Source organism: Caldovatus sediminis, assembly GCF_014644455.1.
Lineage (GTDB): Bacteria > Pseudomonadota > Alphaproteobacteria > Acetobacterales > Acetobacteraceae > Caldovatus > Caldovatus sediminis.
This window is the reverse complement of the sequence record NZ_BMKS01000002.1, coordinates 342140-358966: the sequence shown is the minus strand read 5'-3', so window position 1 is coordinate 358966 and position 16827 is coordinate 342140. Positions and strand designations below refer to the sequence as shown.

At 75.1% G+C, this 16827-nt stretch carries 12 protein-coding genes and 1 tRNA gene; 6 read left to right on the top strand and 7 right to left on the bottom strand.

Annotation, left to right across the window (positions count from 1 at the left end):
* Positions 1-41 precede the first annotated feature (41 nt).
* The 3 genes from IEX99_RS04425 to IEX99_RS04415 all read right to left on the bottom strand — a co-directional run bounded on the left by IEX99_RS04425 (position 42) and on the right by IEX99_RS04415 (position 3751).
* Entirely contained in the window at positions 42-2399 is a 2358-nt protein-coding gene (locus tag IEX99_RS04425; protein ID WP_188898789.1) for a xanthine dehydrogenase family protein molybdopterin-binding subunit, read from the bottom strand.
* Positions 2400-2580: 181 nt separating this feature from the next.
* Positions 2581-3588: a Bug family tripartite tricarboxylate transporter substrate binding protein gene (locus tag IEX99_RS04420; RefSeq protein ID WP_188898788.1), complete on the bottom strand. Its 1008-nt coding sequence runs from the start codon at positions 3586-3588 to the stop codon at positions 2581-2583.
* Between the two features lie 88 nt (positions 3589-3676).
* A tRNA-Val gene (locus IEX99_RS04415) sits at positions 3677-3751 on the bottom strand.
* 309 nt (positions 3752-4060) lie between these two features.
* Between IEX99_RS04415 and IEX99_RS04410 the strand changes: the two genes are divergently transcribed.
* The 3 genes from IEX99_RS04410 (at position 4061) to IEX99_RS22335 (ending at position 6650) form a co-directional block, all read left to right on the top strand.
* Positions 4061-4324 (top strand): hypothetical protein, encoded by a 264-nt coding sequence (locus tag IEX99_RS04410; RefSeq protein ID WP_188898787.1) that lies wholly within the window; start codon positions 4061-4063, stop codon positions 4322-4324.
* 209 nt (positions 4325-4533) lie between these two features.
* A complete protein-coding gene (locus tag IEX99_RS04405) occupies positions 4534-5442 on the top strand; it encodes an N-formylglutamate amidohydrolase (RefSeq protein ID WP_188898786.1) in 909 nt (302 codons plus the stop codon).
* Positions 5443-5678: 236 nt separating this feature from the next.
* Entirely contained in the window at positions 5679-6650 is a 972-nt protein-coding gene (locus IEX99_RS22335; RefSeq protein ID WP_229677801.1) for a transglycosylase SLT domain-containing protein, read from the top strand.
* 34 nt (positions 6651-6684) lie between these two features.
* Here the strand turns inward: IEX99_RS22335 and IEX99_RS04395 are convergent, their stop codons facing one another.
* Both IEX99_RS04395 and IEX99_RS04390 read right to left on the bottom strand, forming a co-directional pair.
* Positions 6685-7815, bottom strand: a complete 1131-nt coding sequence (locus IEX99_RS04395; protein ID WP_188898785.1) for a CaiB/BaiF CoA transferase family protein — start codon at positions 7813-7815, stop codon at positions 6685-6687.
* A gap of 1 nt (position 7816) precedes the next feature.
* Positions 7817-8989 (bottom strand): acyl-CoA dehydrogenase family protein, encoded by a 1173-nt coding sequence (locus tag IEX99_RS04390; RefSeq protein WP_188898784.1) that lies wholly within the window; start codon positions 8987-8989, stop codon positions 7817-7819.
* Between the two features lie 190 nt (positions 8990-9179).
* Between IEX99_RS04390 and IEX99_RS04385 the strand changes: the two genes are divergently transcribed.
* The gene (locus tag IEX99_RS04385; protein ID WP_188898783.1) at positions 9180-10157 is read left to right on the top strand and encodes a Bug family tripartite tricarboxylate transporter substrate binding protein; all 978 of its coding nucleotides are present in this window, start codon (positions 9180-9182) and stop codon (positions 10155-10157) included.
* Positions 10158-10203: 46 nt separating this feature from the next.
* Here the strand turns inward: IEX99_RS04385 and IEX99_RS04380 are convergent, their stop codons facing one another.
* Both IEX99_RS04380 and IEX99_RS04375 read right to left on the bottom strand, forming a co-directional pair.
* Complete coding sequence (locus IEX99_RS04380) at positions 10204-12264, bottom strand: DUF4139 domain-containing protein (RefSeq protein WP_229677800.1); 2061 nt, start codon at positions 12262-12264, stop codon at positions 10204-10206.
* 58 nt (positions 12265-12322) lie between these two features.
* The gene (locus IEX99_RS04375) at positions 12323-13777 is read right to left on the bottom strand and encodes an N-acyl-D-amino-acid deacylase family protein (protein WP_188898782.1); all 1455 of its coding nucleotides are present in this window, start codon (positions 13775-13777) and stop codon (positions 12323-12325) included.
* Between the two features lie 201 nt (positions 13778-13978).
* Here IEX99_RS04375 and IEX99_RS04370 point away from each other — a divergent pair, with 201 nt between their 5' ends.
* Together IEX99_RS04370 and IEX99_RS04365 are read left to right on the top strand one after the other, a co-directional pair.
* Positions 13979-16408: a recombinase gene (locus tag IEX99_RS04370; protein ID WP_188898781.1), complete on the top strand. Its 2430-nt coding sequence runs from the start codon at positions 13979-13981 to the stop codon at positions 16406-16408.
* Between the two features lie 8 nt (positions 16409-16416).
* Positions 16417-16824 (top strand): cupin domain-containing protein, encoded by a 408-nt coding sequence (locus IEX99_RS04365; RefSeq protein WP_188898780.1) that lies wholly within the window; start codon positions 16417-16419, stop codon positions 16822-16824.
* The last annotated feature ends 3 nt before the right edge of the window (positions 16825-16827 follow it).

The window sequence follows — 16827 nt, the reverse complement described above, 5'->3', positions numbered from 1 at the left end:
CTGGCGCCCGGCGCGCCGCTGCGCGCGGCGGCGGGACCGCGTCAGCCCCGCGCCTGCCGGATCGCCCGCCAGATCCGCTCCGGCGTCGCCGGCATGTCGATGTGGCGGACGCCGTACTCGGACAGCGCGTCCACCAGGGCGTTCATCACCGCCGGCAGCGAGCCGGCGCAGCCCGCCTCGCCGCAGCCCTTGGCGCCGAGCGGGTTGGTCTTCGCCGGCACGGGATGGCTGCCGAAGGCGATCGGCGGCACGTCGTCGGCCCGCGGCAGCGCGTAGTCCATGAAGGAGCCGGTCAGCGGCTGGCCCTCCTCGCTGTACACGGTGCGCTCGTAGAGGGCCTGGCCGATGCCCTGGGCGATGCCGCCATGCGCCTGGCCCTCGACCAGCAGCGGGTTCACGATGGTGCCGAAGTCGTTCACCGTGACGTAGCGCACCACCTGGGCGATGCCGGTCTCGGGGTCCACCTCCACCTCGGCGACGTGGCAGCCGTTCGGGAAGGCCATCGGCGCCTGGTCGAAGACGTGGCGCACGTCGAGGCTCTCGGGCACGCCCTCCGGCAGCCTGCCCTTCGCCTCGCGCAGCGCCGCGGCGAGCTCCATGATGCCGATGCCGCGGTCGGTGCCGGCGATGGTGAAGCGCCCCGCCTCGAACTCGATGTCGGCGGGCGCGGCCTCCAGCACATGCGCGGCGGCGAGCCTGCCCTTCTCCACCACCTTCGCCGACGCCTCGACGATCGCGGCGCCCGAGGCCATGAGCGACTTCGACCCGCCGGTGCCGCCGCCGGCGATCAGCTCGTCCGAGTCGCCCTGCAGCAGGCGGATCCTCTCGAACGGCACGCCGAGATGCTGGTGCAGCACCTGGGCGAAGGGCGTCCAGTGGCCCTGGCCGTAGTCGAGCGTGCCGGTGATGATCGTCACCGTCCCGTCCGGCTCGAAGCGGATACCGCCCTGCTCCTTCATCGGCGGCGCCGTGCACTCGAGGAAATTGCCGATGCCGCGCCCGCGCAGCCGGCCGCGCGCGCGGCTCTCCGCCCTGCGCGCGGCGAAGCCGTCCCAGTCGGCGGCGCGCAGCGCCTCCTCGAGGATGGCGGAGAACTCGCCGCTGTCGTAGGTGCTGCCGGAGGCGGCGGCGTAGGGGAGCTGGTCGGGGCGGATGTGGTTGCGCCGGCGCAGCTCGATCGGGTCGCGCCCCGTCTCCTTCGCCGCCACCTCGATCAGCCGCTCCATGAAGTAGTTGCCCTCCGGCCGGCCGGCGCCGCGATAGGCGGAGACGGGCGTCGTGTTCGTCAGCGCGCACCGGGTCGCCACCTCGATCAGCGGGGTGGCGTAGTTGCTCTGCACGTTCTTGACGAAGTTGCCGGTGCCCATCAGCGGCGCGACGGGCGAGAGATAGGCGCCCATGTTGGCGAATGCCGTCAGCCGCACGGCGAGGAACCTCCCGTCCCCGTCGAGCGCCAGCTCCGCCGTCACCTCGTGGTCGCGGCCGTGCTGGTCGGAGAGGAAGGAGCCGGTGCGCTCGTCCGTCCACTTCACCGGCCGGCCGAGCGCCCTCGCCGCGTGCAGCACGCAGACGTACTCCGGATAGACGTTGGCCTTCATGCCGAAGGAGCCGCCGACGTTGCCGGTCAGCACGCGGACCTTCTCGGCCGGGACGTTCAGCACCTCCTTGGCGAGCTGGGCGCGCATGCCGAACACGCCCTGGCTGCCGACGTGGAGGATCCAGCGCCCCTCCGCCGCGTCGTACTCGCCGATCGCGCTGCGCGGCTCCATCGGCGCCACGACGACGCGGTTGTTGCGGATCGAGAGCCGCGTCACATGCGCGGCGCGCGCGAAGGCCTCCGCCACCTTGGCGGAATCGCCGTAGTGGAAGTCGAGGACGACGTTGCCCGGGATGTCGTCGTAGAGCTGCGGCGCGCCGGGCGCGACGGCGGCGGAGGCCTCAGTCACCGCCGGCAGCGGCTCGACGTCGAGCAGCACCGCCTCCGCCGCGTCCTTCGCTGCCGCCTTCGTCTCGGCGACGACGAAGGCGACCGGGTCGCCGACGAAGCGCACCTTGTCGGTCGCGAGCGCCGGGCGCTCGGTGCTCTTCAGCGGCGAGCCGTCGCGGTTCCGGAGCGGCATGCCGCAGCGCAGCGGCCCGTAGCCGGCCGCCGCGAGGTCGGCGCCGGTGAACACCGCCAGCACGCCCGGCATGGCGCGCGCCGCCGCCGTGTCGATGCCGCGGATCACGCCGTGCGCGTAGGGGCTCCGCACCACGTGGCCGTACGCCTGGCCCGGCACCGAGAGGTCGTCGGTGTAGCGCCCGCCGCCGCGCAGCAGGATCGGGTCCTCGTTGCGCGGCACGGGCTGGCCGATGCCGAACTTCAGGCGCGTCGGATCGGGCATGGTCGTATCGGGCATGCTGCTCGGGCCTCGTCGCATTCCGGAAGGATCGCGGCGAGATTTAGGCCAGGCGGCGCGGCCTGGCGACCCCGCGCGGCCCGACCGCCCGTCCGTTCCGATGCCGGCGCGCCAGACCGCATCGCCCCGGCCGCGTCCCGGCGTGCCCGCCTTCGGTGCGCACGCCGAGGGCGGTCGCGGGCTAGCGCTGCTGCCGCACGCCCGCCTCGGCCAGGATCCGCGCCCAGCGCGGCGTCTCGCGCGCCATCACCTCGGCAGCCTCCGCGGGCGTGCTGCCGACGACGCGTTCCGCGCCGAGCTCCTCCAGCCGCTCGCGGATGGCGGGCTCGCGCAGCACCGCCGCGATCTCGCGCGACATGCGCTCGACCACCGCGCCCGGCGTGCGGGCCGGGGCGAGCACCACCTGGAACACCGCGAAGGTCGCGTCGGGGTAGCCCGCCTCGACGATCGTCGGCACATCCGGCATCACCGGGCTGCGCCGCGGCGCCGAGACGGCGAGCGCACGCGCCTGTCCGCCGCGCGCGAGGCCGAACCCGGTCAGCCCCGCGTCGTACAGCATGTCGAGCCGCCCGGCCGCGAGGTCCTGCACCGCCGGCCCGCTGCCGCGATACGCCACCTCCTGCAGCTCGATCCCCGCCGAGCGGATGAACAGCAGGCTGACGAGCTGCAGCACGCCGCCCCCGCCGGTGCTGCCGTAGGTCAGCCGCCCCGGCGCGGCGCGCGCCGCGGCGACGAACTCCGCGACCGTCCGCCACGGCGCGTTCGGCGGCACGAGCAGCACCATCGGGCTCTCGGCGATGATCGAGACGGCCGCGAAGTCGCCCTCCGGATCGAAGTCGATGCTCGGGTAGAGCGGGCGCAGCACCACATGCCCGTTGTTGGTGAACAGGAAGGTCGAGCCGTCCGGCGCGGCGCGCGCGACGAGGCCGGCGCCGATCGATCCGCCGGCGCCGCTGCGGTTCTCCACCACCACGCGGTGCGGCAGGCGCTGCGACAGGCGGTCGGCGAGGATGCGGGCGATCAGGTCGGTCGGCCCGCCGGCGGCGTAGGGCAGCACCCAGCGCACCGGGCGGTCGGGCCACTCCGCCGCGGCCGCCGGCTGCGCACGCGCCGGTGCCGCGGCGGCCAGCACCGCGCCCAGCAGGGCGGCGGCCGCCGGCATGGTCCGCCGCGTCGTCCCTCGAGCCATGACGCGTCCTCCCCGCATGGCCGGGCCGCCCGCCCGGCCGGCGCGATCATGGCCGCATGGAGAGGGGGGAACAACCCGGGAGGCCGGATGGTGGGCGCGAGAGGGATTGAACCTCTGACCTCCCCCGTGTCAGGGGGGCGCTCTCCCGCTGAGCTACGCGCCCGGCCCGGGCCGGCCTCTTAGCCCCGCTCCGGGGCCGGGGCAACCCCGCGTTTCGCGTCTCCGTCCGCCCGGCGGCGCCGGCGCGGCCGGCCCCTTGCCCGACAGCTTCTTTCTCGGCGGCAGGCCCGACCGGCACGCGCAAGGCGTCTGCCAGACCTCGAGGCGATGACGGAGCGGCAGTATAGGTTCCGGGAATAGGTTCCGGGCCGATGGCTGGTGACCACGATCGCGGGCGCCCATGTCGCGCGGGGAACCCGGCTGCCGGTGGTGCCGTGACGGCGGCCCGACATCGCGGAGATCGGAGGAACCGATGCCGACCACGCCGATCGAGCCCCTGGTCCTCGACCTGGTCGAGTGGGTGGCCGACGCGCCGCGTCCCTATGAGGAGGTGATCGAGGCCTGGCGCACCTCCTGCCCGCGCCTGACGGTGTGGGAGGACGCCGTGGATGGCGGCCTGGTCGCCTGCGGGCGAGGCGAAGGCGGCCACCTGTACGTCGTCGCCACGCCGCGAGGTCGCGCCCTGCTCGCCTCCCGTCGCCGCGCCGCCGCCGCGCAGGCGGCCGCGGGGCGGTAGCGCGCCGGCGGTCGGCGGGCAGCGGCGGTCGCGCGAGCGCCTCGCCGCCCGGTTCCCGGCCGTCGCACCCGCGGTGCGCGCGACCGTGCCGGGACCGGTCGAGATCGGCGCCGCGGCGAAGGCGCGCGCATGGCGCGGCCATCCGCGCCGCGCGGCCCGATGGCGTGACAGGCCCGCCCGTCTGTGGTTCTTTCGGCCGACCGAGAGCCATGGACCACCTGCCGTCGCCCGTCCCACCCGCCGACCCGACGACGGCCCCCCCCGACCCGACGGGCGGAACGCCGCCGCCGGTCATCCTGCGCCGCCCGGAGCGGCAGGTCGCGCCGCTCGTCTTCGCCTCGCCCCATTCGGGCGCGGACTACCCCCCGGACTTCCTCGCCGCCGCGCGCCTCGACCCGCTCAGCCTGCGGAGGAGCGAGGACAGCTTCGTGGACGAGCTGTTCTCGGCCGCGCCCGAGCTCGGCGCGCCGCTGGTCGCCGCGACCTTCCCGCGCGTCTTCTGCGACGTGAACCGGGAGCCCTGGGAACTCGACCCGGCGATGTTCGAGGGGCCGCTCCCCGCCTGGGTCAACACCGGCAGCCCGCGCGTCGGGGCCGGGCTCGGCACCATCGCCCGGATCGTCGCGACCGGGGAACCGGTCTACCGTCGCAAGCTCGCCTTCGCCGAGGCCGAGGCGCGCATCCAGAACTGCTGGCAGCCCTATCACGACGCGCTCGCCGGGCTGATCGCCGAGACCCGCGCCCGCTTCGGCTGCTGCCTGCTGATCGACTGCCACTCGATGCCGGCCCACCCGGCCCAGGCGGCCACCCCGCCGGACTTCGTGCTCGGCGACGCGCACGGCACGGCCTGCGCCCCGCGCGCGACGCGGCTGGTGGAGGAGGTGCTGACCGGCCTCGGCTACCGCGTCCGGCGCAACGACCCCTACGCCGGGGGCTACGTGACCCGCCACTACGGGCGGCCGCGCGAGGGCGTGCACGCACTGCAGATCGAGGTCGCCCGGTCCCTCTACATGGACGAGGCCCGGATCGAGCGCCGCCCCGGCTTCGGCGCGCTGCGCCGCGACCTGACGCGCCTGATCGCGCGGCTCGCCGCGGCCGACTGGTCATATCTCCGTTGATCGCAAAAAAAAGGCGGTGCCGGGAGGCACCGCCGAGTTTAGGGAGGAAACGTCCAAGAATGCAGCGCCGCGGCTGACCGCCTTGCTGCGTCGCACAAGATAGGGGCCGCACTACCCGCCCGCAAGTGCATTTTTGCACTGCACAATGGATGAATATGCATAGCTCAGCCGCCGCGCGGCAGCAGCCGCCCTGGCATGCCGGTTGCTGCCTCGCCTGTGGCAACGCAGGGAGCCCGATGGCCGAGCATTCCCCCCCCGCACCCCGCAGCGTCGGCCTCCTCTCCGGCGTCGCCGCGGGCAGCGCCCTCCTCGTCGCGCTCGTCCAGCATCCCGGTCCGGCGCGGGCTGCCCCCGGCCCCGCCGCGGACCCGATGCAGCAGTGCCGGGCCGCCATCCAGCTCGCCGAGCGGAGCCACGACCTGCCGCCCCAGCTCCTCCACGCCATCGCCCAGGTCGAGTCCGGCCGGCGCCATCCCACGACCGGCGCCTTCGGTCCCTGGCCCTGGACCGTCAACGCCGAGGGCCAGGGGCGGCATTTCGCCACCCGGGAGGAAGCGATTGCCCATGTCCGGCAGCTTCAGGCCCGGGGCGTGCGGCTGATCGACGTCGGCTGCCTGCAGATCAACCTGCACCACCACCCCAACGCCTTCGCCTCGCTCGAGGAGGCGTTCGACCCCGTGGCCAATGCCCGCTATGCGGCGCGCTTCCTGAAGGGGCTCCACGCCGCGCGGCGGGACTGGACCCTGGCCGCGGCGCACTACCATTCCCAGACGCCGGAGCTTGCCGAGGCCTACCGCACGCGGGTGCTCGCCGCCTGGCCGGCGGAGGCGCGCCGGCCCTACACCCTCCGCGACGAGACGGCGCACGCCTGGGCCCAGGCGGGGGCCGAACGCGGGCGCGGCGTGCGCTCCGCGCTGGCCGCCGTGGCGACCGGGGCGGCGGCGCGCGACCGCGTGGCAGCGGAGCAGGCCGCGGCGTCGCTGAACGGCTTCCATCTGCGGGCGCTGTCGCTGTCCAACCGCGCCGAGCGGGCGCAGATCCTGCCGATCGAGCGCGGCGCAAGCGGCGACCGCGCGACGGGGCGCGGGCTGGCGGCCTACCGCGCCGCCCCGATCACCATCGCCGGACGGTCCGTCCCGGTCGTGGAGACGGCGGAGGCGCCCGCCGGCGCCGTGGCGGCCCCACGCCCCGGCGCAGCGCGGCGCTGAGACGGCCGCGCCGGCGGACTCGCCGGCCCCGCCGTCAGGCGGCGAATTCCGCCCGCACCCGCTCCGTGTGCTCGCCGAGCGCGGGCACGGGGCCGTAGTCGCGCGCGCCGTCGCTGAACCGGGCCGCCGGGGCGGCGACCTCGACCGGGCCGTTCGGCGTCTGCACGGCCAGCCGCCGCAGCGCCGGATGGCGCGCGAGGCCGGCGACGTCGTTGACGAAGCCGAAGGCGGTGTTGGCCGCGCGCAGGCGCCGCGCGCACTCCTCGCGCGTCAGCGCGGCGAAGGTCTCGGCGATGTGCGCGTCCACCATCGCCCGGTGCTCGACGCGCTCGACGTTGACGCGGAAGCCGGGGCGCTGCGGCAGGTCGGGCTGCAGCAGGAATTTGGCGCAGAACTCGACCCACTCGCGCTCGTTCTGGATCGAGATCAGCACCAGCGCGCCGTCCCTGGTGGGGAAGGCGCCGTAGGGGCAGATCGAGGGATGGGCGAGGCCCATGCGCTCCGGCGCCTTGCCGGTGCCCTCGTAGAACAGCAGGGGCACGTTCATCCAGTCCGCCATGCCGTCGAAGAGCGAGACGGCGATGCCCTTGCCGCGGCCGGTGAGGCCGCGCTCGATCAGCGCCTCCAGCACCGCGGCGTGGGCGTTCATGCCGCAGGCGATGTCGCAGGCGGAGACGCCGACGCGGCCCGGGCCCTCCGGCCGGCCGGTGACGCTGCACAGGCCGGACTCGGCCTGCACCAGCAGGTCGTAGGCCTTCATCTGCGCGTACTCGCCGGTCTCGCCGTAGCCGGAGATGTCCACGGTGATCAGGCGCGGATGGCGGCTGCGGAGATCCTCGCTGCCGAAGCCGGCGCGGGCCATGGCGCCGGGGGCGAGGTTCTGGATGAACACGTCCGCCTTCGCCAGCAGCCGCGCGAGCAGCGCCTTGTCCTCGGGCCTCTTGATGTCGAGGCAGACGCTCTCCTTGCCGCGGTTCAGCCAGACGAAGTAGCTCGACTGCCCCTTCGCCGCCCTGTCGTAGCCGCGGGCGAAGTCGCCCTCGGGCCGCTCGATCTTGATCACCCGCGCGCCGGCGTCGGCGAGCCGCATCGAGCAGAGCGGCGCGGCGACCGCCTGCTCCATGGAGACGACGAGGAGGCCCGCGAGGGGCCTGGCGCCGGCCATCTCAGTAGCTCCTCGGCATGCCGAGCACGTGCTCGCCGAGATAGCTCAGCACCAGGTTGGTGCTGATCGGCGCCACCTGGTAGAGCCGCGTCTCGCGGAACTTGCGCTCGATGTCGTACTCCTCGGCGAAGCCGAAGCCGCCGTGGGTCTGGATGCAGGCCTCGCCGGCGGCCCAGCTCGCCTCCGCGGCGAGCATCTTGCCCATGTTCGCCTCCTCGCCGCAATTCTCGCCGGCCTCGAACTTGCGCAGGCCCTTGTGCACGATCGCCTCGGCCGCGCGCATCTGCGCGTAGGCGCGCGCGATCGGGAACTGCACGCCCTGGTTCTGGCCGATCGGGCGGCCGAACAGCACCCGCTCCTTGGCGTAGGCGACCGCCTTCTCGATGAACCACTTGGCGTCGCCGATGCACTCGGCCGCGATCAGCAGGCGCTCCGCGTTCATGCCGTCGAGGATGTAGCGGAAGCCCTTGCCCTCCTCGCCGACCAGGTTCTCGGCCGGGATCTCGACGTTGTCGAAGAACACCTCGGTGGTGTTGTGGTTCATCATGGTGCGGATCGGGCGGATGCTGAGGCCCTTGCCGAGCGCCTCCCGCATGTCCACGATGAAGGTCGAGAGCCCCTCGGTCCTGCGCCGCACCTGCTCGCGCGGCGTGGTGCGGGCGAGCAGCAGCATCAGGTCGGAGTGCTCGGCGCGGCTGGTCCAGATCTTCTGGCCGTTGACGATGTACCTGTCCCCCTCGCGCCGCGCCGTGGTGCGGAGCGCGGTGGTGTCGGTGCCGCTGGTCGGCTCGGTGACGCCGAAGGCCTGCAGGCGCAGCTCGCCGGAGGCGATCCTCGGCAGGTAGCGGCGCTTCTGCTCCTCCGAGCCGTGGCGGAGGATGGTGCCCATGATGTACATCTGGGCGTGGCAGGCGGCGGCGTTGCCGCCCGAGTGCTGGATCTCCTCGAGGATCGCCGCGGCGGCGGAGAGCGGCAGGCCGGCGCCGCCATACTCCTCGGGGATCAGCGCGGCGAGGTAGCCGGCCTCGGTCAGCGCGCGCACGAACTCGGTGGGGTAGCCGCGCTCGCGGTCGAGCGCGCGCCAGTATTCCCCGGGGAAGCGGGCGCAGAGCTTGCGCACCTCCTCGCGGATCTCGGCGTGGTCCTCGGCGGCGGTCGCGGTCGTCGGCGTCATCCCGTGCCTCGCGGCTTCGCTTGCGCCGCGGGGCTTAGGCGCGGCGGCGGCCGCTGGCAAGGCGCGGGCGGGCGGCCGCGCCGCGCGCCGGCGCGGCGCGCGTCTCCGCTGGCGGACGTCGCGCCGCGCTGGCATAGCTCGCAGGGGCGCCGGTTCCGCGGGCGCCCCGCAATCAACGGGAGGCAACCTCATGCGCCGTCGCATCCTGCTACTCGCCCCTGCCCTGCTGGCGCCGGCCGCCGCGGCGGCCGGCCAGGCGGCCCCGCGCTGGACCCCGAGCCGTCCGGTGCGCGCCATCGTGCCCTTCGCTCCCGGCGGCGCGACCGACGTCGTGGCCCGCGTCCTCTCCGAGACCGTCGGCACCATTCTCGGGCAGCCGCTGGTGATCGAGAACCGCCCCGGCGGCGCCGCCGGCCTGATCGGCTCGGAGGCCGTGGCGAAGGCGGCGCCCGACGGGCACACCATCCTCATCCACTCGAACGCCCACGTCATCGCGCCGGCGCTGGTCTCGCGCATGCCCTTCGACGTGTTGGCCGATTTCGCCTCGGTCGCGCATCTCGGCCGCATCCCGCAGGTGCTGGTGGTGAACCCGCGCCTGCCGATCACCGACATGCAGTCGCTCCTCGCCTGGCTGCGCGCCAATGCGGGGCGGGTGAACTTCGCCTCGGCCGGCATCGGCAGCGCCAACCACCTGGCGAGCGAGGTCTTCCGCGCCGCCGCCCGGGCGGAGGTGCAGATGGTGCATTACCGCGGCGGCGGCCCGGCCATGCAGGCGGTGATCGCCGGCGAGGCCCACATGTGCGTCGATCCGGTCGCCTCCGCGGTCGGGCACATCCGCGGCGGCACCGTGCGCGCGATCGCGGTGGCCGGGGAGACCCGCAGCGCCGTCCTTCCCGACGTTCCCTCGGCCAGCGAGGCCGGCCTGCCCGCCTGGTCCGCCGCCGCCTGGCTCGCCGCCTTCGCCCCCGCGCGAACCCCGCCGGCCGCGATCGCCACGCTGAACGCCGCCTTCAACGAGGCGATGCAGCGCCTGGAGCCGCGCCTGACCGAGCTCGCCGTCGAGCGCCGCCCGGAGCTCGCGACGCCCGAGGCGCTGACGGAATTCGTCCGCCAGGACGCGGCGCGCAGCCAGCGGGTGCTGCGCGAGGCCGGGGTGCAGCCGGAGTGAGCGGGCCGGCGCGCGTCGGGCGCCCTCCCGCCGCGCGCCGCTCGCCCTACCCGCCGCGCGCGATGATGCGCTGCACCGCGCCCTGCCAGGCCTCCCAGGCCGCGTCGGCCGCAGCGCCCGCCTGCTCCGCCTCGATCGAGGCGCGGTTGAGGCTCCTCCGCGCCTCCTCGCGCGCCGGCCCGGTGCGGTCCTCGACCGCGCGGCGCGCCCGCTCGAGCGCCGCCTCGGCGGTGGCGTAGGCGCGGCGCTGCGCGCGGAACGCGTCGAGCAGCCTGCGCGCCTCGCCGAGGTCGCCGACCAGCGCCGCCAGTTCGGCGCGCCCCGGCGCGTCCACCGGAAGCCGGACGAGCACGGCGCGCAGCGTCTCCAGCGTGCCCGGCCCGCCCGGCAGCCGCCGCGCCTCGCGCTCCACCTCGATGTCGCGCCAGCGCAGCAGGATCGGATCGCCGAGCGCCGGGTCCCAGAGCGGCGTCTGGCGCAGATGCGCGCGTTCCCACACGAAGCGCAGGGTGACCGGCGCGCCGTCCAGCGTCGCCTCGTGACGCAGGCCGAAATCGCCCTCCGCCGCGACCGGGAAGCGCGGCGTTTCGCCGTCGCGGCGCGGCAGGTCGGCGACGAGCTTCCCGCGCGCCCCCTTCGGGTCAACCGCGAGGGCGGATTCGCGCAGGGCGAGGAACTCCACCTCCACGAATCCCCGGCGCAGCCTCACCCCCCGCGGCTCCTCGGCCATCCTGTCGGAGCCGGTCATCAGCACGTCGCGGTCGCGCGCGAAGGCGAGGATGCGGACATCGCCGGGCGGCATGGCGCGGATCTCGCCGTCGCCGAGGAAGGCGCCGGCCTCCGCCGCGTCGGTGCCGTACACGGTGGCGAGCCCGTCGGGCAGGGCGTGCGCGGTCGTGTTGCGGATCCGCACCGCCTGCAGCGGATGGCGGGCGGACAGGTCCTGCACCCACCAGATGCGCTCCGCCGGCAGCCGGGCATCGAGGAATGGCACGTTCGCCGTCTCGCCGCCCCTGATCGAGACCGGCTCCGGCAGGACGAAGGCGACCCGCCCGGCCGAGGCTTCCGCGACCGCCGGCGCCGCGGGCAGGGCCGGCGGGGCCATCGTCGGCACGGGCGCGAGCGGCGCCGCCGGGCCGCCCGCGACGCGGTCCCGCGCCGAGCGCGACGTGGCCTCGGCCATCGCCAGCGGCGCCGGAGGAGGCGGCGGCCGCACGCCGGTGTCGGGGCGCACGATCACCGGCCCGGCGCCGCGCACGGGCATCTCCGGGCGGGCGATCAGGACGGGGGCGTAGAGCGCCTGGCGATAGGCGGCCGCCTCGCCGCTGACCAGCGTCAGCCGCACCTGGTTCCAGTCGCTGCCGGTCCGGTTCTCCACGACGGCCCAGCCCATCAGCCGGGCTTCCGCGCCCGCGGGCGCGCCGATCGGCGGCACGGCGAGCCGCCAGGAGGGCTTCCACAGCGGCGCCCCCGCGACATAGGCCAGCATCACCTCCCGCGCCCGCTCGGCCCGCAGGGCGACCTCCACCTCGCGCGTGTCGGCGGTGCGCGCCGCGGCCAGCGCCTCGGCGGCGCGCGCGACCCGCGCGGCGAGCGCCGCGTCCGCCAGCCGGACCTCCTCGCCCTCGCGGACGAGGAGGCTGCGCAGGCCCGTCGGCCCGATCAGCACGAGGCGGAGCGCGCCCTGGTCCGTCTCCGCCGCCTCGGCGATGCGCCCGCGCGCGCCGCCCGCCTCCGCCTCGTGCCCGCGCAGCGCGTTGAGCAGCGCGGCGCGCGAGGCGAAGTCCTCGGGCCGCAGCGGCAGGCCGCGGAACGCCTCGGCGGCGAGGTCCTGGGCCGGGAGGCGCACGCCCTCCACCGTGCCGGCGGGATCGGCGACGACCAGGCTCTTGAGGATGTCGTCCACGTCCTCGACCGGCGCGCGGAAGCGCGCCGAGGCGCCGGGACCGAGGGTGCCGCCGCGCTCGATCTGGATCAGCCCGGAGGAGGAGAGCGTCACCCGGCGGACCGGCAGCTCCTCCCGCGCGGGCTCCGCGCCGGTCGCGGCGGCGACCAGCAGCAGCGCCGCGGCGGCGCCCGCTGCGATCTTGAGCGTGGTGTGGCGCATGCGGGAGCGATCCTCGGTCCGGTCCTGCCCGCGCCAGGGTAGCACGGAACGCGCCGCTTCACCCCCTGTTGCGCGTGACCAGCCGCCCGGGCTTCTCGCCGGTCGCTCCCTTGCCCGCGACGTAGGTCGGCACGCCGTTCGCCCATACCTCCTCGATGCCGGTCGCGGGCTGGATCGGCTGCTCGAAGGTGGCGTTGTCGAGCACCGTGTGCGGGTCGAACAGCACCAGGTCGGCGAAGGCGCCGGGCCGGATCACGCCGCGGTCCACCAAGCCGAGGAGCTGCGCCGTGCGGCCCGTCATCTTGTGCACCGCCGTCTCCATGGTGAACAGGCCGAGCTGGCGGGCGTAGAGGCCGAGCACGCGCGGGAAGGTGCCCCAGAGCCGCGGATGCGGGTGCCGGTCGTGCGGGATGCCGTCGGAGCCGATGACGGAGAGCGGGTGCGCCATGATCCGGCGCACGTCCTCCTCGTCCATCTGGAAGGTGATCTGGCCGGCGGGGAGCAGGCGCTCGGCGGCGGAGCGGATGTCGGTGTTCCAGCCGCGGGCGATGTCGTCGAGGTAGCGTCCCGCCATCTCCGGGTGCGGGACGGACCAGGTGATCATCACCTTCACGTCCTCGCGCAGCCGCTCCGGCATCAGGACGGTGGAGCCCGCGGGGTAGGGATAGACGTCGAAGGCCACCTCCTGCATCGTCGCCGCCGCCGCGATCAGCGCCAGCGTCTGCACGGAGCGGCCGTAGTTCTCCGGCATCGAGCACTTGTGGTGGCTGATCCAGACCGGCACGCCGGCGCGCTTGCCGATCTTCAGCGTCTCCTCGATCGAGGCGCAGACGCGGTCCGCCTCGTCGCGCATGTGGGTGACGTAGAGGCCGTTGAAGGGCCGCAGCGCCTCGGCGACCGCGATCACCTCCTCGGTCGGGGCGTGCATGTTGGGCGGATACCAGAGGCCGGTGGAGAAGCCGGAGGCGCCCTCGGCGAGCGACTGCTTCACCCGCTGGTGCATGCGCTGGATCTCGCGGTCGTTGGCGGGGCGCATCACGTCCCCCGCCATCGCCTCGACGCGCAGCGTCTGGTGGCCGACGAGGGCGTAGGTGTTCACCTCCGAGCCCCTCGTCTTCAGCTCGTGCGCGTAGTCGCCGAAGGAGTCGAAGCGCCACCAGCCCTCCTCGCCGATCAGGTCGAGCGGCGGCGGCGGCCGCGTCGCGAAGCGCGCGGGCGAGAGGCTGACGCCGCAATTGCCCACCACCACCGTGGTCACGCCCTGGCTGATCTTGCAGGTCATGCACTGCGGCCCGCAGAGCACGGCGCGGTCGTCGTGGGTGTGGGCGTCTATGAAGCCCGGCGCGACGGCCTTGCCGGTGGCGATCACCTCGCGGTCGGCGGAGGCGCCGCCGAGGTCGCCCACCGCCACGATGCGGTCGCCGGTCACGCCGACATCGCCGACCCGCCGCGGCGCACCGGTGCCGTCGAAGATCGTCGCGTCGCGGATGATGAGGTCGCAGCGGAGCGCCATCGGCCGGAAATCCTCCAGGAATGCGGCCGGGCTGCCCCGCCCGCCGCGCGGCGCGATCAAAGCGGCCCCGCGCCCGCGCGGGAAGGGGCCGGTCGGCTCCTCCCGGGGACGGGATCGCATCACAAGATATAGGGTCGCCAAGCGGCGGTGACCCATATATGCTGTGTCCGTCGAATCGATCGGCGACGGAGAGGATTGCGCATGGACGGCTCGGTGGCCGGACTGATCCCGACCGCGGCGGCACGCAGCATCAGCCGCCGCCCCCCGCCGGGGGCGAGCTTCGGCGAGGCGCCGCTGCCGCCGCGCCCGCTCGACCCCGGCATGGGGATGGCGGTCGCGCGCCGCACCGTCTTCCGCCCGGACGACGGCGAGTGCTTCGGCCGCGTCGCCGACCGCGTCGCCGCCGGCAACATCGCCCTGCTGCCGCGCGCCCCCGACGAGACCGACCGCGTCGAGGCGGCACGCCTGCGCAACGCCATCGCCACCGGCGCGCTCCTCACTTCCGGCCGGCACCTGCAGCACGGCGACCCGGCGCAGCCCGGGCGCAACATGGAGGTGTTCACCAACTGCGCGACGGCGATCGCCTCCTTCGCCAAGTTCTACCTGCTGCTGAACGGCAGCGGCGTCGGCCGCGCCTATGACGACGCGCTGGTCGTGGTGGACTGGGCGCGGGCGCCGGAGCTGCTGCTGCATCTCGATCCCGCGCACCCGGACTGGCCGCGCGATCGCGCCGAGCTGCACCGGATCGGCGTGGAGTTCGGCCTGCTGCCCTGGGGCACGCCGCTCGACGCCTTCGGCGCGGCGCAGGAGGCGGCGGTGCGCGACCTCCTCGCCCGCGAATTCCTCGCCGACCCGGCCGCCGCCCCGCCGGGCGCCATCCGCCACGCCGTCGCCGACAGCCGCGAGGGCTGGGCCAAGGCGGTCGAGCTGGTCGAGAGCCTGGCCTTCGCGGGCGCGCGCGACCGCGCCGTGCTGCTCGACTTCTCCGCCATCCGCCCGCGCGGCAGCCCGATCGGCGGCATGCAGGGGCGCCCGGCCTCCGGCCCGCTGTCGCTGATGCGCGCCTTCCTCAACATCCGCCGCGCCGTGATCGAGCCGGCGCGCGCCGGCGCGCTGCCGGATCCCTGGGAGCAGGCGCTGCTCGTGGACCACCACCTCTCGGTCGAGGTGCAGGTCGGCGGCGCCCGCCGCGCCGCGCGCATGGCGACCAAGTCCTGGCGCGACCCCGGCGTGCTGCGCTTCATCCGCGCCAAGGAGGCGGGCGGCCTCTGGACCGCCAACAACTCGGTCATGGTGGACGCCGAGTTCTGGCGCCGCGTGCGCGAGGGAGCGGACGACCCGCTGAGCCGCCACGCCCGCGCCGTGTTCGAGGAGGCGACGCGCTGCGCCTACGTCAACGGCGAGCCCGGCTTCATCAACGCCGACAGGCTGGAGGACCACCGCACCGGCGCCGCCCGGCGCAAGCCCGTCCACACGGACGGCCGCGACATCCGCAGCGCGCGCTACCAGGTGGACCACGCCGCCGGGCTGCTCGCCGAGCTGTCGCGCCGCGCCGCCGCGGCCGACTTCCCGGCCACCACCAACCCGTGCGGCGAGATCGTGCTGCACGTCACCGGCGGCTACTGCGTGATCGGCGACTTCGCCCCCCTGCTCGCCTGCCCCGTGCCGCTCGAGCAGGTCGCGCCCGGCCAGGTGGACGAGGCGACCGCCGCGCTGTGGGACGCGCGGGTGGAGGACTCCGTCCGCCTCGGCGTGCGCTTCCTGATGCGCGCCAACCTGATGGATTCGCTCTACGCGGAGGAGGTGCGGCGCACCAACCGCATGGGCATCGGCCCGACCGGCCTGCACGAATGGGCCTGGATGCGCTTCGGCCTCGCCTTCGACGACCTGCTCGACCCCGCCCGCTCCGCCCCCTTCTGGGCCATGCTGGAGCGGCTCTCCGCCGCGGCGAAGGCGGAGGGCGACGCCTATGCGGCGGAGCTCGGCCTCGCCCCTCCGCTCACCGTCACCACGGTCAAGCCCGCCGGCACCACCTCCAAGCTGTTCGGGCTGACCGAGGGCGCGCACCTGCCGGCGCGGCGGCAGTACCTCCGCTGGGTGCAGTTCCGCGGCACGCGCGGTCCCGACGGCGGCTGGGCGCCCGACTCCGACCCGCTGCTCGCCGAGTACGAGCGCCGCGGCTACCCGATCCGCACGCTGCGCAGCTTCCCCGGCATGTCGGCGGTCGGCTTCCCGACCCTGCCGCTGATCCAGCGCCTCGGCCTCGGCGAGCGGCTGGTGACCGCGCCGGAGGCGACGCCGGAACAGCACTACCGCTGGCTGATGCTGCTCGAGCGCCACTGGATCGGCGAGGAGCGCGGCAACCAGATCTCCTACACCCTGAAGGTGTTCACCGACCGCCACGACCTCGACGCCTTCCGCGCCATCGTGCGCACGCACCAGCCGGAGGTGCGCTGCTGCGCCGTGCTGCCGGGCCGGCCGGACGACTCCCTCGGCTACGAGTACCTGCCGGAAGAGGAGCTGCCGGCCGACCGTTTCGCCGCCACCGTCGCGGCGATCCGCGACCCGGCGCTGCACGAGGCGGTGGACCTCGCCGCGCTGCAATGCGCGAGCGGGGTCTGCCCGGTCTGAGCGGCGGCATGTCCGCGCCGCCCGCCTCCGGCCTCCCCTCCCGCCGGCTGTCCGAGCGGCCCGACGCCATCGCGCCCGACGGCTCCGAGGTGCGCGTCCTCTGCGCCGCCAGCCGCGGCTCGATGGCGCAGTTCACGCTGCCGCCGGGCGCCGTCTCGCGCGCCGTCGCGCATCACCGCCTCGAGGAGCTCTGGTTCATCCTGAGCGGGACCGGGCGCATGTGGCGCCGCCTGGAGGGGGAGGAGGAGGTGCTCGCGCTGGCGCCCGGCCTGTCGCTCGCGATCCCGCCGCGGACGCACTTCCAGTTCCGCTGCGACGGGGCGGAGCCGCTGGTCGCGCTCGGCGTCACCATGCCGCCCTGGACCGACGCGAGCGAGTGCCACGCGGTCGAGGGCCCCTGGACGCCGACGCTCTAGGCG